We start from the raw sequence: 24,823 nt of genomic DNA on the forward strand, positions 1-24,823 counted from the left end.
CCGGGAACGTCAGGGGCTGGAATGTAGCTATGACACTGCACCGGGGATCCGTGACCAAAGCCGAACTCTTCCACAAGCTTCACGACGCCGGGCCCACGCCATTGGTCCTGGTGAACGTTTGGGATGCGGCTTCCGCCCGCGTGGTGCAGGAAGCTGGGGCGACCGCGATAGCCACCTCAAGTTCGGCGGTTTCCTGGAGCCTGGGCTTCCGGGACGGCGACCACGTGCCTTGGGGGTTGGCGATGGGGGCGCTGGGACGGGTGGTAGGGGCAACCAAACTGCCGGTTACTGCCGACATCGAAACTGGATACGGGCGCACAGACGACGAACTGCGGGCCACCGTGCACGGGGTGCTGGATGCGGGCGCCGTCGGCATCAACATTGAGGACTCGGCTGCGGAGCCACTGACGGACATCAACGAACAATCGCGGCGCATCGCTTTGATCCGTGCCGTAGCGGACGAGCGCGGAATCCCGTTGTTCATCAATGCCCGAACGGACACATACCTCTCCGGACAGTATCCGGACAACGTTTACGACGAGACCCTTCGCCGCGCTGAGTCCTACCTTACGGCGGGTGCGGACGGCATCTTCGTTCCCGGAGTCGTGGACCTTCACGTCCTGCACGAACTCTCCAGCAAGATCCCCGCGCCCCTCAATGCACTTGCGGGAGTAGGTGCGCCATCGCCGATGGAACTTCACGACGCCGGCATACGGCGGGTCAGCATCGGCGGAAATACGGCTAAAGCTGCCTACGCAAAAGTCGCACGGGTGGCGAAGGAGATTCTGGGAGACGGTAACTGGGCAGGATTGGCAGGCACCCGCAGCCACGACGAGATGGATGCGCTCTTCGCCCGAGGACCCAAGTACAGGCCGTAAGTAGCGTACAGGCCGTAAGTGGCGCGGTTCGCGGCAGAGGAAAGCGCACGACGGCGGAACCTGGCTTTAATGTCTGACCCCGCCATTAGCTTGGAATCAGCAGCAAAGACGACAGGTAGGGGAGGGGCGGATGGCAAGACGCAGTGTGCAGTTCTGGCGCATTGACCAACTGAATGGCGATGATCTGCGCGCTCCGTTTCCGGCACGCCGCGTGGCCGGGGCACTCAAGAAGGCCCAAGAGGCTGGGACAGACCGGCATTTCATCGGCGTGGACGGCACCGTTTTGCTTGCTCAAACCGCATCATTCTCACCGCATCCAGTGATCCTCCTGGATCGGGTCCGCGAGACCAACCTGCCCAGCGTGGGGGATGCACTTGGACGCCGCAAGCCCCTCCCCTTGGCGCCGGGCGACCATCTCCTGGAAACCACCTACTTTGCCTTCCTGAAGCGGAACGTCATGGCCGTGTTGACCAGCGGCAATGGCCCGCGGGCTTCCAGGATGGGCGAGTACCTCGAAGGCATGTTGGGCCTTGAACTTGGATTGGTCCCGGTGGTCCGTGAGGATATCGAGGAGATCCTCAGCAGGCTTGAGGTGAGTCGCTTCGAGTTCGCACTTCCTGCTGAACGCCTCTCCGGAAAGTTGATGGAGGGTGAATGGGCTGATGTTCTGGACAGTGCCTCGCGCCTGATGAATGAGGGAACGTTCAGGATTTCCCTCAGTGTTGGCCGTTCGGGAAGGGCTGAGGACAAGCAGCGGATCCGGGATCGCATCCAGCAGCTCATTGATCTCTTCCGCAGGGCAGGCTCCGTCGAGCACTTCGACTACGTCGTAGCCGAGGGCAAGGACTCCCTGACCGGCGACCGCGAGGTGGTCGATCTCCTGAAGGAGCGTTTCATTTCCCACATTGAAGTGGACCCGGATGTGTTCAACGATCCCCGGAAGTCCACTGCCGAGGCCATTGCCATCCTCAGCAAACAGGCCAGGGATAACGAAGCATTCTTCGCCCGCACACTGCCGGACATCAGAGGATCCGCAGATTCGGTTCCTGTGCCGGACATCGTCGCAGGTGGAATGGCGGCAGTGCGGGAAGCTCTGGCTGCGGCCGTCACGAAGGAGGAGGCCGCCAAGGTGAAACCTGCGGGCGGGAAGCCAGCCGAAGCATCAGAAGGCAGCGCGGACCATGAGCTTGTACGAGGTTGACGTCGAGCACGGAGGGCGCCGTCGGACCGTCTGGCGGTGGTTTCTGCTGCATCCGCCAGCAGACTATGGGTGGGCCGTTTTGGCTGTGCTGATGTGGCTTGGCTTGGCGTGGCTCTTGAAGCAGCCGTTGATGCTGGAGGGCGTCGATTCAGGTGCCCGTCGAACCCTGTTCCAGACCCTCGCTACGTTGGCTGGAGCTACCGCTGGCCTCACGCTCACCAGCGTCTCCATGCTGATCAACGTACTCGGCAAAAAGGCGGCGCCCGGGCAGCGTGAGCTTCCCCTGGAGAAGCTCAGCGCCGTGCATCGTCGCCAAATCGGAGAAGTGTTCCTGTTCGCCATCCCGGGGCTTGGCCTGCTGGTGGTGGCCGCCCTTGTCGCCGTGGTCCTGGAGGGCGATGGTCCCAGGGGGCTCTGGATTCCGGAAGCGGTTGTCTTCGTTCTCACCTTCGCATCTGTGTTGGCACTGCTCCGTGTGGCGTGGGCACTACGGCGGGTGCTGGCCATCGCGACGGCTTGATGCCTCCATAACCCCAACTAAGTTCCTGACCCGCTTTTCCGTTGCTGGCCGGCGACGAAACAGCGGGTTCACAACGTAGGTGCGTCGCGGGAGGCCTGAAGCACGCTAACGCAGGCTCAGCGCCTCAGCCAAAGTCTTGCCGTTGACATAGATTTCGGCTCGGGATGCCCCGCTGGCGGAGACGATGGTGTGCGTCAACTGCGCCTCGATACGCGGGATGTCGCACACTCCACCGGGCTGCAGCGTTCCCCCCAGGTTCACCACCACCGTTGTTCCGCTGACGTAGCCGGACACGAAGTACAACGAGGAATTGGCCAGCGAATCGTAGAGGCCGGCGCCGGTGTCCAAGGGCATGCCGGCTTCCAGCAGGCGGTTCAGCGCCAGCGTCAAAGGGTCACCGGGCGCCAGGGCACCGCGGACAGGCACCAGGCTGTCGTTGCATCCGAAGCGAACACCTCTTGCGCCCCCGTCGTCAACGGCAACGTAATAGACGGCCGGCCCCAAGTTCAGGTCCTGAGGCACGGTCGCAGCCCGGGCAACGGGAGCAACAGCCGTCGGTGAAGGGCTTGGCGTAGCGACGGGTGAAGGTGCGACGTCGGCACTCGGCCCAGGCGTTGGGGCCACTCCACTGCCGCCGTCACTAGAGCCAGAGCCAGGGCCAGAGCCAGAATCAGCCCCAGCACCATCGGAGCCCGGAATGGTTGAGGGAGTGGCGAGACCATCAGGACGATTCGCAGTGCCGCTCCCCGTCGCCGGGGATGGCACAGACGGAGCGTTGGAAGCCCCGTCCGCCGCAGTATCACGCACCGAAGCCGATGGGCCCACCCCAGGAGCAGACGAAGTATCCCCGGCGGAGGGCAGGGTCCCTGGGACCGAAGTACAGCCAGCCAGCAGCAGGCCCAGCACGAGGCAGGCAGCCGGGATCGCCGTCGTACTTGTTGGTCTCCGCCCGGCACGCATGACAGCCCCACGCTCCTGTCCGTCCACCTGTAGTTCAACGTTAGGCCCGTGTGACTTGCAGCAAAATGCCGCTACGGTGACGGTTCGGACAAGAGTTGATCACGCTCCATCCAGTAGACGCCGGAAACGCAAATGCCCCCACTCCGTCCTGCGCGGTTCGCAGGGATCGGAGCGGGGGCACGGAAAGCGAAAAAGACTAGGCTGCTGCTTCTTCTTCCTGAACGGCAGTCAGGGGTTCGAAGATAGCCTTGATCTGCTCAACAACCTCGGCGTCGTCCTTCGGGTGCAGTTCAGCAAAGCGGATCATGGAACCCGGGACGGCCAGCTTGACCTCGTCAAGGACCTTGGCGCCGGCGATCCCAACAGCCTTGCGGGCCTCGTCCTGTGCCCAGACTCCGCCGAACTGGCCGAAAGCGGTTCCGACGACGGCGGTCGGCTTGCCGGTGAGGGCGCCGGCGCCGTAGGGGCGGGACAGCCAGTCAATGGCGTTCTTCAGCGAGGCGGGCATGGTGCCGTTGTGCTCGGGGGTGACGAGGAGAAGGGTGTCGGCGTTGGCGGCAGCAGCGCGCAGGGCCGCAGCTTCTGCGGGAACCTGGCCTTCGACGTCGATGTCTTCGTTGTAGAACGGGATGGTGCCCAGGGAGTCGTGGATCTGGACGTCTACGTTCTCCGGTGCGTTCAGCTGGATGGCTTCGGCGAGCTTCTTGTTGTGGGAATCAGCGCGGAGGCTGCCGACGAGGGTAAGAACGGTGCTCTTTGACATGGTGTCTCCTTTGTAAGCGTTTGGACCTTCACTGATACTAAACGGACTGCGGTCCGGTTTCTATTCCCGGGTCTAGAATGTTTTTTGTGAGCTCGATCCCAATCCAGCCGGACGTGCCCTTCGGTCCGCCGCATGAGCGCAGCGACGCCGCCCGGAATCGCGAGCGGCTCCTGTGCGCTGCCCGCGAGTTGGTTGACGAGTTCGGCGTGGAAGCACTCACCATGGACGCGCTCGCCTGCAAGGCCCAGGTTGGCAAGGGAACCGTATTCCGTCGCTTCGGTAGCAGGGCCGGCCTCATGATGACCCTTCTCAGTGACTCTGAATCTGAATTCCAGCGCGGCTTTATGTTTGGTCCGCCACCCTTGGGCCCGGGTGCGCCACCCAGCGAACGGCTGATGGCCTACGGCGAGGGCCGCATCTACTTCGTCCTGGAAAACGGCGAGCTCCTGAAAGCGGCCGCAACCAATGCCCGCAATCGCTTTGACGTGCCGGCTACTGTCCTTGCGCATCGACATATCGAGGTCCTGCTGCGGGAGGCCGGCATCGCGGATCCGTGGGTCATGGCGATGTCACTGCTTTCCGCGCTGGACCCCGAACGAATCGTCAACGACGTCCGCGTCCACGGCATCTCGCCGAAGCGGCTCACTGACTCCTGGCGCGAACTCGTGGCGCGCCTCATGGGATCTTCGTAAGCCCGAAGTTCCCCGTCGTTCGAGCTTTCGAAGTCCCCGCCTAGGTACAACGTGAGTCGGGCTGTAAGCGCCACAGTGCCACCGCCGTCGAAATCGTGACGCAAATCCAGATAACAATCTGGCTGCAGGCAAGAAACCGGGCCTGATTGAGCGAAACGTGAAGCAGTTATTGTGGTAGTTTCCTCTTGAATGTGACCCATGCCATACAAGGGCGGCGATCACTGGAGGGGTCTTGGGGGGCCATCACCCCTCATGCCAATTCGTAGCTGACGCCGGCCACAGCCGGGAACCGCGGAAGGACGAGCATTGAGCTTTGCCACGATCCAGGGCAGCCGCCCGACATGCTGAAATATCTGACGAAGCGGTCGGGCATCTACCTGATCATGATCTTCCTGACCACGAGCGCGGGCTATTTCCTGGCAGTATCAACGCTCAAACCCGCGGTCCTGGAACAGGAGAAGATCCCGCGGCCAACCCCGGAACAAGTAGCCGCGTCCTTCCGTGGACTCGGCCTGGACCCCAACGCCAATCCATGGGAACGCTATGTCGGCTGGCTCGGCGGCATCGTCACGCGCTGGGACTGGGGGCGCAGCCCAAACGGGGCATTCGTCAACGCCGAATTCGCTGACCGGGTACTTGTTTCCACAAGGCTCTTTATCGCCTCCATCATTCTGACGCTGATCATCGGCGTAGCGCTCGGGGTTTATTCAGCAGCGCGGCAATACAAGTACCAGGATCGCGTCATCACGTCCTACAGCTATCTGGTGCACATCCTTCCCGCACCGATCGCCTACTTCCTGGTCCAGTTGGGCGCCATCAGCGTCAACGAAACCGTAGGCCAGCGCATCTTTTTTGTCACTGGAATCTCGACGCCGGGGATCGACCCGGGGTGGCCTGCTTTCGTTGACCTTGTGGCCCACTACGCCGTGCCCACCTTCGCGATGACCATCTTCGGTTGGGCCGGTTACCAGATCGCACAGCGGCAGTATCTCCTGGACAATGTGAATGCCGACTTCGTCCGCACCGCCAGGGCAAAAGGGCTTACGCGCAACCAAGCCATCCGCAGGCATGCCCTGCGGGTGTCCTTCATTCCCGTGGCGCAGAGCATTGCCTTCACCATTCCCGCGATCTTTACCGGCGGCTTCTTTGCGGAGGCGATCTTCGCCTGGCCCGGCATTGGCCTGTGGAGTATCCAGTCGATCGGGCTTCAGGACGTCAACGTCGCCACGGCTACGCTGGCCTACGGCTCGGTGATCTTCGCGATCGGCGCCATCCTTGCCGACTTCGCGACGACGCTGGTCGATCCGCGAGTGAGGGTCCAGTAATGACAAACATCATTGATCCCATTGCGGAAATCGACGAGTCAAGGGTTGCCGACCAGGACGTCGTGATTGGGAAGTCCCGCATTATTTTCCGTCGATTCATGCGGAACCGTACCGCCGTCGCCGGCTTGTTCATTTTCCTGGCGCTGTTCCTCTTCTCCTTGTTCGGCGGATTCCTGACGCCCTGGGACAAGGACACGATCGATCCCCTCAACATCGGCATGGGACCATCACCGGATCACTTCCTGGGTACGTCGCAGGCCGGTATTGACCTTATGGCGCTCATCGTTGAAGGCACACGGATCTCGATCTTCATCGGCCTGATCGTGGGCGGCGTATCAGTCCTGATTTCCGCCGTCTACGGCTGCACCATGGCGTTCTTCGGGGGCAAGGTGGACGCCGTCATGTTGTTCATCCTTGAAGCCCTCATCATGATGCCGGCCATTCTGGTGGTCGCAGTGGCCACCAGCGGGGGCGGCGGACTCAAGGACCTCCCCAGCTGGCTCCTGCTGATCATCGTGCTGCTGTTCTTCAGCTGGATGGGCACCGCCCGCCTGGTGCGCTCATTGTCGATGTCCCTCATGCAGCGGGACTACGTCAAAGCCGCCAAGTACATGGGTGTTCCCTCCCGCAAGATCGTATGGCGTCACCTCGTCCCCAACATCGGCTCACTGTTGGTTCTCGATTTCACCCGCGGTATTACCGGTGCCGTGCTGGCCGAAGTGGCGTTCTCCTTCATCGGCATCGGCATCAAGCTCCCCGATGTCAGCCTGGGAGTCCTCATCGGCCAGGCCACCGGCCAGGTGTCCTCGTTCCCGTGGATGTTCTGGGTACCGCTGACCGTCATGTTCCTCCTGACTGGTTCGCTGGCCATGATGAACGACGGCCTCCGCGACGCCTTCGACCCCAGCTCAAGTTCCATCGGCCGCGCGAAGACCAAGACCGCAAAGAAGACCAGCAAATGAGCACTAACATCTCCCACACGCCCGCAGAGCGACTTCGTGATGCCGGGCTCTACGCCCCCGGCGACGCCGTCCTGAGCGTCCGGGACCTCAACGTCCGCTTCAATTCTGAAAACGGCGTTGTCCACGCTGTGCGCGGTGTGGACTTCGACCTCATGCCCGGAAAAACCCTGGGCATCGTGGGCGAATCAGGCTCAGGAAAGTCCGTGACGTCCATGGCCATCATGGGACTCCTCCCGGAGACCGCGGACATCTCCGGTTCGGTGCGCTACAAGGGCAAGGAACTCCTTGGCCTGAGCGACAAAGCGATGTGCAAGCACCGTGGCAGCGATATCGCCATGGTGTTCCAGGACCCGCTATCGTCGCTGACCCCCGTTTACACCGTGGGAAACCAGATCATTGAGGCCCTGACGGTCCACAACCCCACCATGAGCAAGCAGGCTAAAGAAGCCCGCGCCGTCGAACTTTTGCGGATGGTGGGCATCCCGAGCCCCAAGGACCGGCTGAAGGCCTTCCCGCACGAATTCTCCGGCGGAATGCGCCAGCGCGTGATGATCGCCATTGCTATCGCCAACGATCCGCGGGTACTCATCGCGGATGAACCCACGACGGCGTTGGACGTCACCATCCAGGCGCAGGTGTTGGAAGTCCTGCACACAGCGCAAGAGGAGACCGGCGCCGCCGTCGTCATGATCACCCACGACCTCGGCGTCGTAGCGGGCATGGCCGACGACATCATGGTCATGTACGCAGGTAAGCCCGTGGAAACCGGGACGGTGGAGGACATCTATTACAACCCCCGCATGCCGTACACGATGGGTCTCCTCGGCGCCGTCCCGCGCGTTGACACTGCCAACAAGCAGTCACTGGTTCCGATCGAAGGCACGCCGCCCAACCTGACCCTGCCCGTAACAGGCTGCTCGTTTGCGCCGCGCTGCCCGCTCGCCAGCGATGCCTGCCTGCACGGTGAGCCCGAGCTCTTTTCGGTCCCCGGTTCCGAAGGCCACAGGGCCGCCTGCATCAAAACCGACGAGTTGTCCGGTGAGGCGGACGCGCACCAGATTTTCCAGGCGCCGCCCAAGCCCGTGTCAAAGTTCGACGGCGTTGCCCGCCTTGAGCGCGACAAGGTCCTTGAGCTCAAGGACGTGAAGAAACACTTCCCACTGCTAAAGGGCGCGCTGATCAAGCGCCGGATCGGCACGGTCAAGGCCGTTGACGGGCTGAGTTTCGACATCCGCGAAGGCGAGTGCCTCTCAATCGTTGGCGAGTCCGGTTGTGGCAAGACCACCACGTTGCTGGAGATCATGGAGTTCCACCCCGACCAAGTGGGCGAAGTGGTGATTGGCGGCGTGAGCAACAAGGTAGCCACCGACTCCAAGACCAAGATGGCCATGCGCAAGGAAATGCAGATGGTGTTCCAGGACCCCACCGGGGCACTGGATCCGCGCTTTACGGTGTACGAAGTCCTGGCCGAACCGCTGGAAAACCTGGGCATGCCCAAGGCCGCTGTCCGGAAGCGCATTATGGAACTCATGCGGCTCGTGGGCCTGCAGGCGGACCATGTCAACCGCTTCCCCAACCAGTTCTCCGGAGGCCAGCGCCAGCGCATCGGCATCGCCCGGGCGCTCGCAGTGAATCCGGAACTCGTGGTCCTGGATGAACCCGTTTCCGCCTTGGACGTCTCCGTCCAGGCCGGCGTTATCAACCTCCTGGACCAGCTTCGCGCCGAACTGGGCCTGAGCTACCTGATGGTGGCCCACGATCTCTCAGTGGTCCGCCACATCTCGGACCGCGTGGCCGTGATGTACCTGGGCAAGATTGTGGAAACCGGCGATGTGGACGAAGTCTTCGACAATCCGCGGCATCCTTACACCAGGGCGCTTCTCTCTGCGATCCCGGTACCTGATCCCCATCTGGAACGCACACGTGAACGCATCATCCTGCAGGGCGATCTGCCCAGCCCGCTTGATGCGCCAAAGGGTTGCAATTTCGCAACGCGTTGCCCCGTATTCGCCGCACTACCTGCCGCCAAGCAGGAGAAGTGCCTTACTCTGGAGCCGCCACTTGCTTCAGAAGGTCAACAGGAGTTTGCATGCTTCTTCCCGGACGGGGAAATAGATGCCGACATGCTGGTGGTGCATGCCTGACGACAAATGACTCATTGATTGAACCCTGTATTCAATTCGTAAAGATTTCCAGTCGTAAACATGAAGGGCAAACCATGAAGAAGTACACGACGATCGGCGGCGTAGCAGTTGCAGTTGCACTGATGCTGACCGCTTGCGGCGGGGGAACGCCGTCGGGTCCGGCCTCCCAGAAGGCCGAAGAAGCTGGCGGCGACATCAGTAAGCTCATAAGCGTTAATGCCAAGGAAGCCAAAGACCTGGAGCAGGGCGGCACCGTCACCCTTGCTGTGGGCAGCATTGGCCCCGACTTTAACGGCTTCTCCAATGTGGGCAACAGCGCAGACAACTCGGCGCTGATGACCCCGGTTAATACGGCTTCCATCAACAGCGGCGGCATCGGCGGCTGCTGGAAGTTGGACTTCAACGGCAAAGCTGAGCCGAACAAGGACTTCTGCGAAGACGTCAAGAGCGAAGTCAAGGATGGCAAGCAGACCATCACCATCAAGGTCAACGACAAGGCGACCTGGAACGATGGAACGCCGATTGACGTCAAAACCTTCGAGAACACGTGGAAGATGCTGAAGGGCGACGACAAGTCAATCGACATCGTTTCCGCCGGCGCCTACGCTTTCGTGGACTCGGTCAAGGCCGGCGCCAACGACAAAGAAGTCATTGTTACCACCACCCAGCCGGTCTTCCCGCTGGAAGGTCTCTTCTTCGGACTGATCCACCCCGCGATCAACACACCGGAAATCTTCAATACGGGCTTCGCCGGCAACATGCACCCCGAGTGGATGGCTGGCCCGTTCAAGGTTGAAAACTACGACACCACCGCAAAAACGGTAACCATGGTCCCCAACGACAAGTGGTGGGGCCAGAAGCCCGTCCTCGACAAGGTCGTCTGGCGCCAAATGGAACCCAGCGCTACGATTGCTGCCTTCAAAAACGGTGAAATCGACGCGGCCAACGGCCGTACGCTCGGCCGTTACAAGCAGCTCGAAGGTACCAAAGACGCCGACGTTCGTCGTGGCCAGCGCCTGTTCGCAGGTGGCCTGAACCTGAATGCCAAGCGGCCGGCCCTTACTGACGTTGCCGTGCGCAAGGCGATCTTCACCGCAGTGGACCGCAAGGCCATCCGCGATGTCCGCTTCAACGGCCTGAACTGGTCCGAGGAAAGCTCGGGCTCCATGATGCTCATGCCGTTCTCCGAGTACTACCAGGACAACTACCCTGTGAAGGACACCGGCGCTGAGCAGGCCAAGAAAGTCCTGACCGATGCTGGCTATGCCCCGAACGACAAGGGCATCATGGCGAAGGACGGGGTCCCCGTGGCCTTCAAGATCACCAACTTCGGCGACGACCCCACCACGGCCGCAACCTCGCAGACGCTGCAAAACCAGCTCAAGGCTGCCGGCATGGATGTCACCATCGACCAGCGCGGTGACGCCGACTTCGGGAAGGTCATCGGTGGCCGCGAATTCGATGTGACCATTTCCGGTTACACCGTGGGCGCGGATGCCACGGACGCCGTGAAGCAGTTCTACGATTCGGCGACCAACGAAAACGGCCTGGGCGATGCCGAGCTCGACGCCGAAATCAAGCGTCTTGCGACCATTGCTGATGACACCGAGCGCAACAAGGCCGCCATGGACGTTGAGAAGAAGCACATGGAGAAGTACTTCTCCATGGGCACCGTCCTCAACGGCCCGGAGATCCAGTTTGTGCGCTCGGGCCTGGCCAACTACGGCCCGTCCCTGTTCAAGAGCCTGTCCAACGTTCCGGACTGGACCACTCTCGGCTGGGAAAAGGGCGCCAAGAAGTAACGCTCTGCTCTGGGTCTAAATACAAGAAGGCCGGGAGCTTCCCTGAACCTGTTCATCGGTTCGGGGCGGCTCCCGGCCTTCCCCTTGCCATCCTTCTCTCACATCCTGCTGCCTTTTCCCGATCCCTCTCTCACGTCCTGCGGCCTTTCGCGAAACGTTCTCTCACGTCCTGATGTACGTTTTGGTCCTTATGTACATAAAGTACAACCAGCGCTAGGATGGGACGCATGGGTGCTGCCGACTACTTCGTAAGTGTTGCTGACCTGAGAGTCAACCTCTCGGATACGATCAATCGCGCCGCATACGGCCATGAGAGGATCGGCATCACCCGGCGGGGCAAGGTTGCGGCGGTGTTGATCAGCGCCGAGGATCTTGAGCGTTTCGAGCGTCTGGAAGACGAAGCGGACGTTAGGGCACTGACGGAAGCCAAAGCAGAAGACGACGGTACACGAGTAGGCCTTGAAGAACTCCTGAAGGAGAACGGCATCAACCGTTGAGTTCGTATCGTGTGGAGTTCACCAGCGGAGCCACAAAGCAGCTACGGAAGTTCGACGTTCCAATCCGGCGAAGATTGCTTCTGGCGATCGCCGATCTGGAAAGCAACCCTCGACCCGACGGGGTGAAGAAACTCAATGGCACATCAAATGCTTGACGGATTCGAATAGGCGACTACCGGGTGCTCTACGAGATTCACGAGGACGAACTCGTCGTCCTGATCTTCCGCAGCGCGCACCGGCGGGAGGTTTACTGAATTAGCCTTGGGGCATGACTTCCAGACCGATTCGCACCGCTATCGCAGGTTTTGGGTTATCGGGCAGCGTGTTCCATGCGCCCTTCATTGCAAGCAACAATTCGTATGAGCTTGCCGTCATTGCCACATCGGACGCCCAAAGGCAGGCCAAAGCGGCTGAACGATACCCGCAGGCAAAGATGGTCAACACGCCGCAGGCCATCCTGGCGCTAGCCGACGAACTGGATCTCGTTATCCTTGGCACACCTCCTGCGACCCACTATCCGCTGGCGAAAGCCGCGCTGGAAGCCGGGCTCGACGTCGTCGTCGACAAGCCGTTTGTTGTCCACAGCGCGCAAGGTGAGGAACTGATCCAACTCGCCGCGCAAGCGGGCCGCGTCCTCACTGTTTACCAAAACCGCCGCTGGGACGGAGACGCGCTCACCCTGAAGAAACTGCTCGACGCCGGGACGCTGGGTACGGTGACCAGGTTTGAAGCGGGGATGGAGCGCTGGGCACCGGAGATCGCCAAAGCGTGGAAAGCAAGCGCTACTGCCGAGGACGGCGGTGGGGTCTTGTTCGACCTTGGTGCGCACGTGCTGGACTTGGCCGTCCAGTTCTTCGGACCCGCGTACGTCACCTACGCCGAGATCACGGGCCGCCGTCCGCAGGAGAAGGCCGACGACGACGTCTTCATCGCGCTCCAGCACCAATCCGGCGTCGTCAGCCACGTGACCCTGAACCTCAACAGCCACCTCCACGGACCGCGTTTCCGCGTGCTGGGCACCAAGGGTGGTTTTGTAAAGTTCGGCACCGATCCGCAGGAACCCTTTGTTCTGGGCGGTGGACTGCCGACGGATGGTGAGTACGGCGTCGAACCTGCCGAAAATTACGGGTCCCTTGAGTCGGACGGCCAGCGCCGAACCATCCCCACCGAGCGCGGAGCCTACCCGGAGTTCTATCGCCTCCTCGCCGAAAAGATCGACGACGGCGGTGCGGCCTCCGCGCGTCCCGCACCTGTGGATCCGGCTGACTCGGTGGAAGTGCTGGAGCTGATCGAACAGGCGCGTGCCCTGTGCTCCTAAGTGCGGATCTTTTTAGGCAGGTCCGGCACTGACGTCTGCACTCGCCACCACGGAATAGATCGCTTTCAGGTCCTGGTTTCCCTCGAGCGGCTGGCAGCTACCGGTTAACTGCACGACGTCGGCCGCTACTTCGTGGTGGAACACCGTCACGGCCGTGAATTGGGCCAGGGAGCCCGCCTGAGGGTGCGTATACCTGGCCTCCCGCACATGCCATTGCCGGCCATTGATGACCACAGGTTCGGTGCCTAGCAGCACAGCGTCGGGCAGGTCAGCCAAGAAAGCGTCCACGGAAGCAGCGATGTCCTGCAGCTGATACCCCGGCACGCGACGGGATACGGAGATGACCACATTCGGCGTGTAGCTGCCCTCGGAAGCGGGACCCATCAGTGCACCCACCGCGTCAGGGACCACCTGCTCCGTCCAACCTGCGGGCGGGTTGACGCTGATAGTGGGGTAGGCGGGAAATGCCTTTGACGGGAAGACTTGCTGTGAGGTCATCGTGAGAGCCCTTCCGGCGCTGTTTGAGGGAAGTTCAGGAAATGGGATTGCTTATTTGTTGAGAAAATCGACAAAGCCTGTGACGGAATCCATAAATCCGGATGGGCTGAGCGTGACCTGCGCGCCAGCGCCAAGTCCTAACTCCGCGGTGATCTTGGCACCAACGCCCAAGGTGAGGCCGTCCTCATCCAAGGACGCGTTGAAAAAGTGTCCCTCGCCCGCACCCGCGGCAACTGTTTCAGACGTCGAGAGTTTTTGGCCGAGGACTTCAACGTATTGGGATGCCGTCAGTTCGACGCCAACACCTGCGCTGGCGGCTGCACCCGTTACATCACCGGCTTTGTTGACGTTGAGTTCGCCTTCTCCGGCGCTTGCCCATGCGCCGCCACGGAGTTCCGTACCCTGCCCAAATCCGAACAGGCCGCCGGCGATTTCTGTCTCGTTGCCGACGGTCATTTTCTGGCCTGCAAACGCTTCGCCGCCGGGGGAGAAGAGGAACGGGCTTTGTCCGGTGATGTGTGCGCTTGCTTCCGCACCAGTCATGACCCTGGCAGTGACGGTGTTGTTGATCCAGCCATCGAAGAAGTCGCTCTTCGTGGTGGTGGTGTTTTCCACGCCGACGAATGCATCACCGTTTGCTTCAAGTTTTACCGGGCCAAAGCCAAAAGGAATTTTTCCGTCAAGCTTGCCATCTGCCCGCCAGCCAGCGAACGTCTCGTTGGTTACGGTGGTCTTGACGGGCCCCCTTTCCCCTTCGGCAGTGAACGTGACTTTAGCTCCGGACGATACCTCTCCCGAAGCGTCAAGGCTGATTCCGCCGGGACCCACCGATGCATGGGCCTCTGCTGTGCCTTCAGTTCCGACGGTGCCGCTGCCCTCGACAGTTATGGGCCCATAGGTCCTTGGGCTCATCGTGAAACCGGGTAGTCCAGACGGGTCTTTGCCCTCTGCAGCACCTGAAACACCTGAAACACTCCCGCCCCCGGGGAGACCAAGGGACGCCTGTTCCTGCTGCTCCGCGTTGAGGAGAAGGGCGCGCGCGTTGGTCTTCAAGCACAGTGCTGCTGCTGCGAGCCGTCCATGGAGGTCACTGTTCCATTGGCTACGGAACTGCTCAGCATCGTTTCCCCGCCAGTAGTGGCCGTTCTGAATCATCGTGCTGAGTTGCCGCTGAAGATTGGTGATCTTCTCTGCCTCGGAGTCCATGACGGCCGAAAGCCGCCGGAGGTCTTCGACGTCGGCGCCGACCAGTCCCTGTCCCATAACGCTCCCCCTGTACGCCGTGGCGTGTCGATCGCCGACGGGCATGAAGTGCTGCGCCGGGCATCTCATGAGCATAATCGCCCGCCGATGAAGGTGCGATGGGGAGAACTATCGGCTGTGGAAACCTGCGAACCGGAAAAAATTTCAACGACGGCGTAACCTCAACCGTGCCCGGAACGATGTAGAGGGTGTGCGGGCCACGTCCGCACGCTGATCATCCGGCAGCGACCCAAACGCTGCCGGGGCAATCCCCACATCGTTTGTCGGAGGCTTTTATGTCCTTGTTCACTGTCCTTGCCACCAGCAAAGTCGCCGCCGGCGTCCTGGCTGCCGGAGCTGTAGCTGCCGGCGGAACCGGTGTCGCTGCCTTCAATGGCGCGCTTCCCACCGAAATCCAGCAGAGCGCACACGACCTCGTCGGCGCTCCTGCTCCGCTCGCCACGAAGGCAGCTGACGCGGCCGAGGCCGGCCAGGCCAAGGCGACTGACGCCGTCGAGGCCGCACAGGCAAAGGCAACTGACGCTGCCAAGACTGGCGAAGACAAGGCAACGGACGCTGTTGACGCTGCGAAGTCCAAGGCCGAAGACACCCTCGCTACAACGCCTGAAGCATTCGGTCTCTGCACCGCCTTCATCCATGGTGGACTCAAGGCTGACACCAAGGTGCCGGGTTTCCAGTCCATCGTGGTGGCCGCCGGCGGCGAAGCCAATGTTGAATCGCACTGCCAGGCCGTAGTCGACGCCGGCAAGGCTGCCGGTCTGAAGGCTGACGGTTCCGCAAACGCTGACGGTTCCGCAAGCACTGACGCTTCCGTTGCAGCCAAGGTGCCGGCTGTTCCTGCTGTTCCGGCTGTTCCGGGAACGGAAAGTGCCCCGGCTGTCCCCGCTGTCCCTGCAACACCGGCCGCCCCCGCACTGCCGACGCAGGTGCCCACCGATGTTCCTGCCGCTCCCGGTGCAGGCCTCGATTCGGTCCGCTAAGCACCCAGCGGTTACGGTTTAAGGGTGGGGCTCCTTCGTTTAGAACGGGGAGCCCCACCACTTTACGGACGGTGGCGTACGTAACAGACGGCAGTGGCAACGGATGTCCTGAGCCCGGGAAACAACCGGGGAGGGTGTTCCAGGGAGGCCGCTGCGCTGGGCGGGATGGAGGCATCCACGGGTGCTAAACCCATTAGCTGATGAATATGTGCAGACGGACGAGGACGATCCCGCTCTGCTCTTCACCGATGCCTACAACCAGTTCTCCGGGCCGGTTTTCGGTTACCTCCGCGCCCGCGGTGTGGACGATCCCGAAGCCGTGACGCAGGACGTCTTCCTTGCGCTGTATCCGAAGCTGCCGGACCTGCAGGGTGGCCTCCAAGGGGCCAGGACCCTGCTGTTCTCGATCGCCCACGCGCGCATGGTGGACCATTATCGCAAGCGTGAACGGACCCCGGATTCAGCTCCGTACGAGGCTGAGTTGGACGCGCGGCGGGCGCCCTCGGCAGAGGACCAGGCCTTTGGCCGCGGCAGTCTGGGTGTCACGGAACTTCTGGAGGACCTCGCCACGGATTATCGCGAGGTCCTGGCATTGAGGGTGGTGGCTGACCTCTCCGTAGAAGAAACGGCGGCCATCATGGGCAAATCCCAAGGGGCGATAAAACAACTGCAGCGCAGGGCATTGAGTGCACTGAGGAAAAGTGCACTACGAAGGAATGGCACACCATGAGTGAACACATCACCCCGGCCGGACGGCGGAGCAGTCGCACTGACGGTTATACAGGCGAGCAGGCCGTTGACCGCCTGTTGGCCGATTCCGGACTCGACGACGCCCGCGACATCCGTGCCGAACTTCTTGAACTGCGCTCCCTCGCCAGCACCGCTCCGCCGCCCTCTGCGGCCGTCCGTGCGTTGATGATCAGTGACCGGGCTGCCAGCAGCAGAAGCACGACGGCGGAGGTCGCCTCGGCCGTGGCAGGTGCACCGACGGCGGTACTCACGTCGGTCCAAGGATCCACTGACTCAACCCCCACCGACCCAACCCCTACAGACGAACTCGCGGCCCGCCGTCGTCGTAAGCGCCGCACTGCGATCGCCGGGCTCGCTGTGGCAGTGTCATTGGCAGGCGGTGCTACGGCCGCGGCCGCTTCCGAGGGTGGCATCCCGGGCGCTTTCCAACACCTGGGCTCCACAATCGGCTCAGTAGTTTCGCAGTTGACGCCAGGATCAGGCAATGGATCGCGGCAGAATCCCGGCTCTCCCTCCGAACAGGAGCGCGGCCGCTCTGTGACTCCGGCGACCCCATACCCGTCCGGCCGCAATCCGGCCGGCAATGCCACCTCGGGAAATGGCGCCAACCCGGGCCAGGAGCCCCAAGGCGGCACTAATGGCGCGTCGGGACATTCCAATTCGCCCAAGGCTCCCAATGGGGGAACGCCCCAAACACCCAAGATCCCCGGGAATGGTCAGCCGGGCAACATCAGCATCCCGACTCCCGCGGCACCCATCACGCCGCCGGGCATCGAGGCGCCCAACGTAACCCCGCCCACCCTTCGGCAATCAGATATCCCCGTGCCGGTTCCCACTCACGTTGTCCCTGAGGAACCAGTCACCCCCGGCAACGGCTAGAGCACGGGTTTGACGCCCAGCACGTGCAAAGCCCGCTGTTCCGTTGCTGGGCAGCAACAGAACAGCGGGCCAGCGACGTGTCACCGCCGCAAGCGCAAAGCCTACGCGGTAACCAAGCTGTGCCAGTCGGCGACGAGGGGCAGGTTGTGCGCCTCGGAAACCGAGTGGTGTGCCACGTGGCCTGCAGCGATGTTGAGGCCTGCGGCCAGGGCGGGGTCGCGGTCGAATGCGGCCTTGACGCCCAGGTTGGCCAGTGCCACGGCGTAGCGCAGGGTGACGTTGGTCAGTGCGTACGTGGACGTGTTCGGAACAGCGCCAGGCATGTTGGCAACGCAGTAGAAGATCGAGTTGTGGACCTTGTACGTCGGTTCCTGGTGGGTGGTGGGGTGTGTGTCCTCGAAGCAGCCGCCCTGGTCCACGGCGATGTCCACCAGGACGGAGCCGGGCTTCATGCGGGACACGAGTTCGTTGGTGACGAGCTTGGGCGCCTTGGCGCCGGGGATCAGGACGGAGCCGATCACGAGATCTGCGTCGACAACTGACTTCTCGATCTCGTAGGCGTTGGATGCCACGGTCTTCAAGCGGCCCTGGTAGAGGGCGTCGAGTTCCCGTAGGCGGTTGATGTTGATGTCCATGATGGTGACATCAGCACCGAGGCCCAGTGCCATGGCGGCGGCGTTGGTTCCGGCAACACCGGCACCGAGGACAACAACTTTGGCGGGACGGACACCCGGTACGCCGCCAAGGAGGATGCCCTTGCCGCCAGCCGGAGCCATCAGCGAGGAAGCGCCGACCACAACGGACAGGCGCCCTGCAACTTCGGACATCGGGGCGAGCAGCGGGAGCGTGCGTCCCTCCTGAACTGTTTCGTAGGCGATGGCCGTGACGCCGGAGTTGATGAGCTCGGCGGTGAGTTCAGGCTCGGCGGCGAGGTGCAGGTAGGTGAAGAGGATGAGGCCCTTGCGGAAGCGGTGGTACTCGGCCTTGATGGGTTCCTTGACCTTCATGACCATGTCAGCCCGGCCCCAGACGTCGTCGGCGTCGGCAACGATTTCGGCGCCTGCGATCGAGTATTCCTCGTCCGTGATGCCAGAGCCCAGGCCCGCACCCCGCTCAACCAGAACGGTGTGTCCGTGAGTGCGGAACTCGTGGACACCGGCGGCCGTGATGGCTACGCGGAACTCGTTGTTCTTGATTTCTTTGGGGACGCCGATGATCATTTGCTGGCTCCATCGTTAGCGGCTTTTTCGGCCGGATATTTGCTGAGGGCTGTGATTCCAGAATAAATCCGGCTGTGAGGCAGGCGACATGGACCTCCAGGCCAGCGGAAGCGAAAACCCCGTAAATTCAAGGATCTTCTTCAAACGAGCTCGACATTTGTCGAGGGCTAGGGCGTCAGGTGTCGCCTGATGTTGGTACGCTTTCTGGATGCAGCAGGACGTCGAGGAGATCGTTGAACGCGTGGCGCTCAAGCTTGGCAGGGGGCTGTCCCTGGAGGACCTCGACGGCGTCCTCCTCGCCTACAGTTCCAACCAATCCCACGCCGACCGCGTCCGGGTGAACTTCCTCCTGAGCAAACGCGTGCCGAGCGACGTCAGTGCTTGGCAGCTCTCCCACGGTATCTCGACGGCAGTGCGGCCAGTTGTTGTTCCGGCGAACGACGAGCTAGGCATGCTCGGCCGCGTTTGCGTCCCGCTGTTGGTGCGCGGTTTTCGGGTGGGCTATTTGTGGGTGCAGCAGGATCTTGAGGAGCAAACCGCGACGGCGATACTCGCCGAATTGCCCGGCGTGCGTGACGAACTGGACCTGTTGGCTGGTTTGTTGCTCGATTCCAACACAGCCGAATCAGAGTTCCGAAGGAGGCGGGAGCAGGAGTTCCTGGCCGCCTGTGCCGGCGAGTCCAACGCGGTGGCAGCGGTGGCCGGTTGGAAAGAGATCCAAGGCCGCGGTCCGTGGCAACTGGTGACTATCCTGGACGCGGATGGTGGCGGGACCGACGTCGACCCCATTGCTGCAACGCTAACCCACCGGACAGCAGCGTTGCAGTCCACCATTGGTGTCAACGCCGCGTTATTCAGTGCTGGCACGGAGACTCATTCCGTTGTCCTGTTCCGGGAATCCGGTGGCCGGGCGGATCACGCCCAGGTCCTGGTGCACTATCAATTGGAGCTCGCCAAGCGGGCGGGCCGCACGGTGGACCGGGTGATCCTGGGCATCAGCGAGCCGTTCCAGGTCATACGGCAATTGGCAGGCGCCTACAGGCAATCGAAAGTGGCAGCACAGGCCGCAGCCGTGGATCCGCCCCTCGGGGAACTGGTGGAGAGCCGGGCGGTGGGCGTTTATCAACTCTTCGATCGTCTTCAGGCGCCGGGCGGCTGGGATGATACGGGCTCGGTTCATTTCCGCACCTTGGAGGACCAGGATAAGAACGGCGAACTCCTGCCTGTGCTGGAACTGCTCTATGACAACGACAGCTCAGTGCAGGATGTGGCAGCGAAACTTCATCTGCACAGGAGCAGCATCTACAACCGCCTCGGCCGGATCCGCCAACTCATCGGAGCTGATCCGTTGAGCGGTGGCATCCGGCTTGAGTTGCATGCTGCACTGAAGGCCCAGCGGTGGGCCTCGCGGCCCCGGATCTAGCGGGTGCCGTGCCGGCGAGTCGCCAGGTGCCATGGAAAGCGTGTGGGGAACGGGCAAAGTGGACAGTCGCTCAGACGTCCCCTACGCTGAGAAAGCGGTTTCTCAACAATTCTTAGGAGCACGGTGGGCGGCGTTGTCTCGGGGATCCTCATCGTCGCTTCCGTCATTGCAGTGGGCTATTTTGCCGCCCGCTACAAAGTGCTGGCCCCTGATGTCCAAAGCGCACTGACACGAACGGCCTTTTACATCACCAATCCTGCGCTGCTCTTCACGGTGGTAGGTGGAAGCGATATCCGTGCCGCGCTGGGGGTCGACGCCCCTCTGGCACTCCTGTCAGCAGCCGTTATAGGCCTTCTCTATTGTTTGTTGAGCTTCGTGTTCTTCCGGCGGCCGGTCGCCGAAACGGCAGTTGGTGCCATGGCCAGTAGTTACGCCAACGCGAACAACATTGGCATTCCTGTCTCGTTGTATGCAGTGGGCACGGCGCAGCACGTTGCTCCGGTCCTTCTGGTTCAACTCCTGATCATGGCACCCTTCTACCTCAGCGTCCTGGGCGTGGCAGGCGGCACAAAAATCTCGTGGAAACGGATGCTTTTGCAGCCCTTCTCCAATCCCATGATTATCGCCTCGGGCCTGGGGGTGGTGATGGCTCTGACGGGGTGGGATGCGCCGGAGCTCGTCCAGAAACCCATTGATATGCTGGCCGGCGCTGCCGTCCCCATGGTTCTGCTGGCTTTTGGCATGTCGCTGGCAGGCAAGGCGCCCCTCCAAAAAGGCGATGGCCGCGTGGGGACCGTGGTGGCAACCACTTTGAAGGTGGCGGGCATGCCCGTGGTGGTCTGGGTGCTGGGGCGCTTTGTGTTCGGCCTGGAGGGGCAACACCTCTTGGCCAGCGTCATCATGGCCGCACTTCCAACCGCCCAGAACGTCTTCCTTTTCGCTTCCCCCTACGGACGCGGAATGACAATGGCCAGGGACGTCATCCTGTGCACAACCGTGCTTTGCATAGTGGCGTTGGTTGTGGTGGCGTGGCTGCTTGGGTAGAAGCGATTCATACCAGGAACAAGCGACGCGCGGAACAGAAGAGGCAGGCACCCGGTAGGTGCCTGCCTCATCTCGTTGCAGTGATTTCTCGCTGCAGTGATTCTTGATGCCGTGATTCCCTAGGCTCGTCGCAGCCGCTGGCAGCTCCAGCGGCCTATCCGATGACGGAAGGTGGCAGTGCGGCTGCTGCTGCAGTACCGGCCGTGCCATCCGACATGCTTGCTGGTCCTGGGAAGTTGCGTGCTCACTTCAAGATCCCTGTGGCGCCGTCGAGTATGCCGTCCAGATCCAGTGCTGAACCGTTGGACGGCGTGGTGCTGGGGCTCCCGGTCGGCTTTGGCTTTGGCGCCGGAGTCTGTGTTGGAGTAGGCGCCGGAGTGACGGTGGGCGTCGGCGTCGTCGTGGCAGGTGGGGTGGTAACCGTGTCCGACGGAACCGGGCTCGGGGCCGGCTGGGTTGGGACAGGAGTTGTCACGCCCGGAACAGGAACAACGGCCGACGGGGCTGACGAAGGGACCCAAACAGGATCCGCGAGTGAAACTTGCGGAGTCGGAAGTGACGACGACGACCCCTGAGCCGGTGCCTCTTCCGACGACTGCGTTGCAACAGTTGCCGGCTGTCCGGCCGCGCTGGTGGCCGACGAAGCGGATGCAGTGGAGTTGGACGAGCTGGGCGCAGGGGCGGCCGAAGTTGACTGCCTGCTGTCGCCACCTGACTTTGCGTCACTGGCTTCCTGGGTCGGTGTTTCCTTCCCAAAGAAGGGAAGCTCGAAGGCCTGGCTCATGGTGCCAACGGTCAATACCAAGCCCAATGCTCCAGCGACGACTGCCATGCGCTGGCCCATTGTCTTGACCGAGGCGGCCTTTGTGAGGACGGCGTGTGGTTCGTGGCTGAAGGACGACGCTCCGAAAGCAGGGGCGACGCCTGCCGAGGACTGGACGGCCGTTGTCACGGAAGGGGCTGTTCCGCTCTCCGATTCTTGGGCGCGCATGGCTTTCCGGCTTGCGAGGCCAGCGGAGGCGGTCGCGGCCGCGGCGAGCTGGGCAGGGCTCTTCGCCTGAACGATCGGGATGGCAGCCGTGGCGGGTTCCGGTTCGTGCGCGGCGGGGGTGGGTGCAGCAGCGGGCGTGGGCGCCTGAACGATCGGGATGGCGGCGGTAGCGGGCTCTGGATTCGTAGCCGATTCGGGAGTGACCGGTTCGGGCGCCTGAACAGTTGGAATCGCAGCAGTTGCCGGCTCCAGAGGAGCAGAAACTACCGCAGCAGAATCCGCCGGAGCAGAGTCCGCCGGTGCTGTTTCTGCTGGAGCAGTTTTAGCGGGAGCTGTCTCAGCAGAAATAACTGCCTGGGCTGCCCGTTCACGCTCTGCCGCGCGAGCGGCCGCGCGCGTGGTGGGTGCCGCAGGGGCGGGAGTGGAAGCAGTGGCGGGTTCCGGCGTCGTGCCTGTTAAACCTGCTTCTGCTTCTGGCGTGCTGATGGAGGATCCGCTGGGTTGGGCCCGACGGCGTCCGGTTGGCTGGGTACGCTCGCGCGCTATTTGGGCGCGGCGCGGCTGATCCATGGTTGGGGACATGGTGGTTGCCTCTCAACGCCTGCGAGGTTAGCTGTCGGGTTCGGACGAGGCCGTCCGGCCGCACATGGCGGCTTCACCCCAAGGGCCCATGAAAAATCAGGCCCGGGAACTCTGGGTCCCCCGTCTCTGCCGCGAGTCTGGCGGATCCCGGTTTGCGGCAGAGCTCGGCGTCAACCCGGAAGCGGCCCAGCGGAGATACGGGTCGCTCTTAGACCGTACATGAGCGCCATAGTAAAGTCACATTAATGTAACGGGCGGGACGCCTTCCGGCGCGAAGGTCCGTTAGGACTTAGGCTCCGGGGCCGGAGCCGGAGCTGGCAGCTCGTGCTGGATCCTTTGGACTTGGTGTGCGTAATGGGTCTCGGGTCGGAAAATTTCGTCCGCCACACCCAGCATCCCACCCGTGGCGCCGCGCCGGACTCTCCCCTTGCCGTTCTGGCGGGAGACCCAGAACCAAAGGGCCGCAATGAGGGCAGGCGCTGCCAGTACCGCCACTAGAACGGCCAAGATATCCATCGCCCAAGACTAGCTTCCGCCGCGAGCGGCAGGTAGAACATAGTCGTATGGACCTCCCAGTGATGCCGCCCATTTCGCCCATGCTTGCCAAGTCCGTTCCTTCGATCCCTGATGTGGGCCACTTTGAGCCCAAGTGGGACGGGTTCAGGACCATCGTTTTCAAAGACGGGGATGAGATCATCCTGGGCAGCCGCAACGAACGTCCCATGACACGGTATTTCCCTGAACTGGTGGAAGCCCTGAAGAAGAACCTCCCGGACAAATGCGTGATCGACGGCGAGATCGTCCTCATAGCTGACAACAGGCTCGACTTCGAGGGCCTTCAACAGCGCATCCATCCTGCCGATAGCCGGGTGCGGATGCTTGCCGAGAGCACCCCGTCCTCCTTCATCGGATTCGACATCCTCGGCCTGGGCGGGGAGAACCTCATGGACAAGCCGTTTTCCGAGCGTCGAGCCGCCTTGGAGAAGGCACTGGCCAAGGCTGAGGCGCCTGTTTACGTAACGCCGGCGGTGACCGAACTCGACCAAGCACAAGAGTGGTTCGTGCAGCTGGAAGGCGCTGGGCTCGACGGCATACTTTCCAAACCACTCGGGGGGACGTACCAGCCGAACAAGCGGGTTATGTTCAAAACCAAGCACGAACGGACCGCGGACTGCGTGGTAGCTGGATTCCGCTGGCACAAGACGGGAAAGGTTGTCGGGTCGATGCTGCTTGGGCTGTATAACGACGCCGGTCAGCTGCAGCACGTGGGGGTGGTGGCCTCATTTTCCATGGCCAAGCGCGAAAGCTTGGTGGCCGAACTTGAGCCGTACCAGACGGAATTCAGCGAACATCCTTGGGGTCAGTGGGCCGACCAAGGAGATGCCGCAGCTACGGGTTCCCGAATGCCGGGTGCGCAGAGCCGGTGGAGCGCAGGCAAGGACTTCTCCTTTGTTCCCCTCCGGCCGGAGCTCGTCATCGAGGTTGCCTATGACTACATGGAAGGCGAGCGGTTCCGGCACACCACCCAGTTTCGTCGGTGGCGGCCGGACCGGACTCCGGAGAGTTGCACCTACTCGCAACTGGAGGAGCCAGCTGATTATGACCTGGGGGAGATCCTGAGGCTGCCGTAGCCTTTGTTGCTCCTCAGATGTGGTTCTACGTTGTTGAGCCGCTGTTACGTTGTTGGACCGCTGTTAAGTTGTTGCCCAACCACTTATTAGCGGCTTGGCAACGTATTAGCGGCTTCGGGACGAGCTACTCTTCGTGCCCCTGGTCGCTGCTCATGCTGTCCTCTGCAGGCGGGGTTTCGCCGGGGGGTACGCCACCACCAGGCTCCAGTCCCGTGACGTTGCCGTCCAGGGGATCGGGGTTGGCGGAAGCTGCAGGATCGTTGTCTTCGTCCTGGCGCATGTCTGGATCTGTGTGGACATCGTCCGGGTCGCCAGCGGTGTCGCCCGCCGTGTCGCCTGGCTCGGCTGCGCCAGAGGCGCCGAAGGTCCGGGGATCGTCCTCAGGGTCATAGCTGGTCATGGTCGCCCTTCCTAAGCAAACTTACTATTGTGCTTGCCCGGCCAGCCTAGTCTCCAGATCGCAAACCCAACAAGGGGCACCCACGCCGGGATCCGCCGTC

The 24,823-nt window shown here is 62.2% G+C and carries 25 protein-coding genes and 1 riboswitch; of the genes, 17 read left to right on the top strand and 8 right to left on the bottom strand.

Annotated elements, in window-relative coordinates; translation table 11 throughout:
- Positions 1-29 precede the first annotated feature (29 nt).
- From AC1DD7_RS13910 to AC1DD7_RS13920, 3 genes are all read left to right on the top strand, one after another.
- Positions 30-878, top strand: a complete 849-nt coding sequence (locus AC1DD7_RS13910) for an isocitrate lyase/PEP mutase family protein (protein ID WP_477515442.1) — start codon at positions 30-32, stop codon at positions 876-878.
- A gap of 130 nt (positions 879-1,008) precedes the next feature.
- Entirely contained in the window at positions 1,009-2,079 is a 1,071-nt protein-coding gene (locus tag AC1DD7_RS13915; protein ID WP_477515443.1) for a hypothetical protein, read from the top strand.
- The gene (locus tag AC1DD7_RS13920; protein ID WP_431117083.1) at positions 2,060-2,599 is read left to right on the top strand and encodes a hypothetical protein; all 540 of its coding nucleotides are present in this window, start codon (positions 2,060-2,062) and stop codon (positions 2,597-2,599) included. The genes AC1DD7_RS13915 and AC1DD7_RS13920 overlap by 20 nt, the downstream gene beginning before the upstream one ends.
- A 105-nt stretch (positions 2,600-2,704) precedes the next feature.
- On the opposite strand, the gene AC1DD7_RS13925 is transcribed toward AC1DD7_RS13920, so the two are convergent.
- Both AC1DD7_RS13925 and AC1DD7_RS13930 read right to left on the bottom strand, forming a co-directional pair.
- Complete coding sequence (locus AC1DD7_RS13925) at positions 2,705-3,223, bottom strand: GerMN domain-containing protein (RefSeq protein WP_477515444.1); 519 nt, start codon at positions 3,221-3,223, stop codon at positions 2,705-2,707.
- A 532-nt stretch (positions 3,224-3,755) separates the two neighbouring features.
- The gene (locus AC1DD7_RS13930; protein WP_477515445.1) at positions 3,756-4,322 is read right to left on the bottom strand and encodes an NAD(P)H-dependent oxidoreductase; all 567 of its coding nucleotides are present in this window, start codon (positions 4,320-4,322) and stop codon (positions 3,756-3,758) included.
- Between the two features lie 86 nt (positions 4,323-4,408).
- Between AC1DD7_RS13930 and AC1DD7_RS13935 the strand changes: the two genes are divergently transcribed.
- The 8 genes from AC1DD7_RS13935 to AC1DD7_RS13970 all read left to right on the top strand — a co-directional run bounded on the left by AC1DD7_RS13935 (position 4,409) and on the right by AC1DD7_RS13970 (position 13,062).
- The gene (locus tag AC1DD7_RS13935; RefSeq protein ID WP_477515446.1) at positions 4,409-5,014 is read left to right on the top strand and encodes a TetR/AcrR family transcriptional regulator; all 606 of its coding nucleotides are present in this window, start codon (positions 4,409-4,411) and stop codon (positions 5,012-5,014) included.
- A 341-nt stretch (positions 5,015-5,355) separates the two neighbouring features.
- A complete protein-coding gene (locus tag AC1DD7_RS13940; protein ID WP_477515447.1) occupies positions 5,356-6,339 on the top strand; it encodes an ABC transporter permease in 984 nt (327 codons plus the stop codon).
- Positions 6,339-7,301, top strand: a complete 963-nt coding sequence (locus AC1DD7_RS13945; protein WP_477515448.1) for an ABC transporter permease — start codon at positions 6,339-6,341, stop codon at positions 7,299-7,301. Before AC1DD7_RS13940 ends, AC1DD7_RS13945 begins: the two co-directional genes overlap by 1 nt.
- The gene (locus AC1DD7_RS13950; protein WP_477515449.1) at positions 7,298-9,445 is read left to right on the top strand and encodes an ABC transporter ATP-binding protein; all 2,148 of its coding nucleotides are present in this window, start codon (positions 7,298-7,300) and stop codon (positions 9,443-9,445) included. Before AC1DD7_RS13945 ends, AC1DD7_RS13950 begins: the two co-directional genes overlap by 4 nt.
- Before the next feature lie 74 nt (positions 9,446-9,519).
- A complete protein-coding gene (locus tag AC1DD7_RS13955; protein WP_477515450.1) occupies positions 9,520-11,247 on the top strand; it encodes an ABC transporter family substrate-binding protein in 1,728 nt (575 codons plus the stop codon).
- Between the two features lie 227 nt (positions 11,248-11,474).
- The gene (locus AC1DD7_RS13960; RefSeq protein WP_477515451.1) at positions 11,475-11,744 is read left to right on the top strand and encodes a type II toxin-antitoxin system Phd/YefM family antitoxin; all 270 of its coding nucleotides are present in this window, start codon (positions 11,475-11,477) and stop codon (positions 11,742-11,744) included.
- 164 nt (positions 11,745-11,908) lie between these two features.
- Entirely contained in the window at positions 11,909-11,998 is a 90-nt protein-coding gene (locus tag AC1DD7_RS13965; RefSeq protein ID WP_477515559.1) for a type II toxin-antitoxin system RelE family toxin, read from the top strand.
- A gap of 14 nt (positions 11,999-12,012) precedes the next feature.
- A complete protein-coding gene (locus tag AC1DD7_RS13970) occupies positions 12,013-13,062 on the top strand; it encodes a Gfo/Idh/MocA family protein (RefSeq protein ID WP_477515452.1) in 1,050 nt (349 codons plus the stop codon).
- A gap of 12 nt (positions 13,063-13,074) precedes the next feature.
- On the opposite strand, the gene AC1DD7_RS13975 is transcribed toward AC1DD7_RS13970, so the two are convergent.
- Positions 13,075-13,560 carry a hypothetical protein gene (locus AC1DD7_RS13975; protein WP_431117072.1) on the bottom strand — a complete coding sequence of 162 codons (486 nt, stop codon included), beginning with the start codon at positions 13,558-13,560 and terminating at the stop codon, positions 13,075-13,077.
- Positions 13,561-13,611: 51 nt separating this feature from the next.
- The gene (locus tag AC1DD7_RS13980) at positions 13,612-14,823 is read right to left on the bottom strand and encodes a WXG100 family type VII secretion target (protein WP_477515453.1); all 1,212 of its coding nucleotides are present in this window, start codon (positions 14,821-14,823) and stop codon (positions 13,612-13,614) included.
- A gap of 275 nt (positions 14,824-15,098) precedes the next feature.
- Between AC1DD7_RS13980 and AC1DD7_RS13985 the strand changes: the two genes are divergently transcribed.
- The 3 genes from AC1DD7_RS13985 (at position 15,099) to AC1DD7_RS13995 (ending at position 17,432) form a co-directional block, all read left to right on the top strand.
- On the top strand, positions 15,099-15,803 hold the full coding sequence (locus AC1DD7_RS13985; protein ID WP_477515454.1) for a hypothetical protein: 705 nt from the start codon (positions 15,099-15,101) through the stop codon (positions 15,801-15,803).
- 181 nt (positions 15,804-15,984) lie between these two features.
- A complete protein-coding gene (locus tag AC1DD7_RS13990) occupies positions 15,985-16,533 on the top strand; it encodes an RNA polymerase sigma factor (protein WP_477515455.1) in 549 nt (182 codons plus the stop codon).
- Positions 16,530-17,432 (top strand): hypothetical protein, encoded by a 903-nt coding sequence (locus tag AC1DD7_RS13995; protein WP_477515456.1) that lies wholly within the window; start codon positions 16,530-16,532, stop codon positions 17,430-17,432. Before AC1DD7_RS13990 ends, AC1DD7_RS13995 begins: the two co-directional genes overlap by 4 nt.
- A 101-nt stretch (positions 17,433-17,533) precedes the next feature.
- On the opposite strand, the gene ald is transcribed toward AC1DD7_RS13995, so the two are convergent.
- Positions 17,534-18,652: an alanine dehydrogenase gene (ald, locus tag AC1DD7_RS14000; RefSeq protein WP_431117067.1), complete on the bottom strand. Its 1,119-nt coding sequence runs from the start codon at positions 18,650-18,652 to the stop codon at positions 17,534-17,536.
- 208 nt (positions 18,653-18,860) lie between these two features.
- On the opposite strand from ald, the gene AC1DD7_RS14005 reads away from it, so the two are divergent.
- Complete coding sequence (locus AC1DD7_RS14005; protein ID WP_431117066.1) at positions 18,861-20,075, top strand: PucR family transcriptional regulator; 1,215 nt, start codon at positions 18,861-18,863, stop codon at positions 20,073-20,075.
- A gap of 123 nt (positions 20,076-20,198) precedes the next feature.
- Positions 20,199-21,119: an AEC family transporter gene (locus tag AC1DD7_RS14010; RefSeq protein ID WP_477515457.1), complete on the top strand. Its 921-nt coding sequence runs from the start codon at positions 20,199-20,201 to the stop codon at positions 21,117-21,119.
- 244 nt (positions 21,120-21,363) lie between these two features.
- Here AC1DD7_RS14010 and AC1DD7_RS14015 read toward each other — a convergent pair whose 3' ends face one another.
- Both AC1DD7_RS14015 and AC1DD7_RS14020 read right to left on the bottom strand, forming a co-directional pair.
- The gene (locus AC1DD7_RS14015; RefSeq protein WP_477515458.1) at positions 21,364-22,692 is read right to left on the bottom strand and encodes a hypothetical protein; all 1,329 of its coding nucleotides are present in this window, start codon (positions 22,690-22,692) and stop codon (positions 21,364-21,366) included.
- 2 nt (positions 22,693-22,694) lie between these two features.
- Positions 22,695-22,845, bottom strand: a riboswitch (cyclic di-AMP (ydaO/yuaA leader).
- A gap of 129 nt (positions 22,846-22,974) precedes the next feature.
- Entirely contained in the window at positions 22,975-23,208 is a 234-nt protein-coding gene (locus AC1DD7_RS14020; RefSeq protein ID WP_477515459.1) for a hypothetical protein, read from the bottom strand.
- Between the two features lie 47 nt (positions 23,209-23,255).
- Between AC1DD7_RS14020 and AC1DD7_RS14025 the strand changes: the two genes are divergently transcribed.
- Positions 23,256-24,323, top strand: a complete 1,068-nt coding sequence (locus tag AC1DD7_RS14025; protein ID WP_477515460.1) for an ATP-dependent DNA ligase — start codon at positions 23,256-23,258, stop codon at positions 24,321-24,323.
- Between the two features lie 124 nt (positions 24,324-24,447).
- Here AC1DD7_RS14025 and AC1DD7_RS14030 read toward each other — a convergent pair whose 3' ends face one another.
- Complete coding sequence (locus tag AC1DD7_RS14030) at positions 24,448-24,723, bottom strand: DUF6480 family protein (RefSeq protein WP_477515461.1); 276 nt, start codon at positions 24,721-24,723, stop codon at positions 24,448-24,450.
- Between the last annotated feature and the right edge of the window lie 100 nt (positions 24,724-24,823).

It is taken from the genome of Paenarthrobacter sp. 10L412 (genome assembly GCF_056395565.1).

Excerpts from the sequence above, each read along its gene's own strand:
- AC1DD7_RS13995 (WP_477515456.1), top strand. The coding sequence starts at position 16,530 with ATGAGTGAACACATCACCCCGGCCGGACGGCGGAGCAGTCGCACTGAC.
- AC1DD7_RS13910 (WP_477515442.1), top strand. The coding sequence starts at position 30 with ATGACACTGCACCGGGGATCCGTGACCAAAGCCGAACTCTTCCACAAG.
- AC1DD7_RS14005 (WP_431117066.1), top strand. The coding sequence starts at position 18,861 with ATGCAGCAGGACGTCGAGGAGATCGTTGAACGCGTGGCGCTCAAGCTT.
- AC1DD7_RS13985 (WP_477515454.1), top strand. The coding sequence starts at position 15,099 with ATGTCCTTGTTCACTGTCCTTGCCACCAGCAAAGTCGCCGCCGGCGTC.
- AC1DD7_RS13950 (WP_477515449.1), top strand. The coding sequence starts at position 7,298 with ATGAGCACTAACATCTCCCACACGCCCGCAGAGCGACTTCGTGATGCC.
- AC1DD7_RS13940 (WP_477515447.1), top strand. The coding sequence starts at position 5,356 with ATGCTGAAATATCTGACGAAGCGGTCGGGCATCTACCTGATCATGATC.
- AC1DD7_RS14030 (WP_477515461.1), bottom strand. The coding sequence starts at position 24,723 with ATGACCAGCTATGACCCTGAGGACGATCCCCGGACCTTCGGCGCCTCT.
- AC1DD7_RS13975 (WP_431117072.1), bottom strand. The coding sequence starts at position 13,560 with ATGACCTCACAGCAAGTCTTCCCGTCAAAGGCATTTCCCGCCTACCCC.
- AC1DD7_RS13955 (WP_477515450.1), top strand. The coding sequence starts at position 9,520 with ATGAAGAAGTACACGACGATCGGCGGCGTAGCAGTTGCAGTTGCACTG.
- AC1DD7_RS13960 (WP_477515451.1), top strand. The coding sequence starts at position 11,475 with ATGGGTGCTGCCGACTACTTCGTAAGTGTTGCTGACCTGAGAGTCAAC.
- AC1DD7_RS13980 (WP_477515453.1), bottom strand. The coding sequence starts at position 14,823 with ATGGGACAGGGACTGGTCGGCGCCGACGTCGAAGACCTCCGGCGGCTT.
- AC1DD7_RS14025 (WP_477515460.1), top strand. The coding sequence starts at position 23,256 with ATGGACCTCCCAGTGATGCCGCCCATTTCGCCCATGCTTGCCAAGTCC.
- AC1DD7_RS14015 (WP_477515458.1), bottom strand. The coding sequence starts at position 22,692 with ATGTCCCCAACCATGGATCAGCCGCGCCGCGCCCAAATAGCGCGCGAG.
- ald (WP_431117067.1), bottom strand. The coding sequence starts at position 18,652 with ATGATCATCGGCGTCCCCAAAGAAATCAAGAACAACGAGTTCCGCGTA.
- AC1DD7_RS13920 (WP_431117083.1), top strand. The coding sequence starts at position 2,060 with ATGAGCTTGTACGAGGTTGACGTCGAGCACGGAGGGCGCCGTCGGACC.
- AC1DD7_RS13915 (WP_477515443.1), top strand. The coding sequence starts at position 1,009 with ATGGCAAGACGCAGTGTGCAGTTCTGGCGCATTGACCAACTGAATGGC.
- AC1DD7_RS13945 (WP_477515448.1), top strand. The coding sequence starts at position 6,339 with ATGACAAACATCATTGATCCCATTGCGGAAATCGACGAGTCAAGGGTT.
- AC1DD7_RS14020 (WP_477515459.1), bottom strand. The coding sequence starts at position 23,208 with ATGGATATCTTGGCCGTTCTAGTGGCGGTACTGGCAGCGCCTGCCCTC.
- AC1DD7_RS13970 (WP_477515452.1), top strand. The coding sequence starts at position 12,013 with ATGACTTCCAGACCGATTCGCACCGCTATCGCAGGTTTTGGGTTATCG.
- AC1DD7_RS13930 (WP_477515445.1), bottom strand. The coding sequence starts at position 4,322 with ATGTCAAAGAGCACCGTTCTTACCCTCGTCGGCAGCCTCCGCGCTGAT.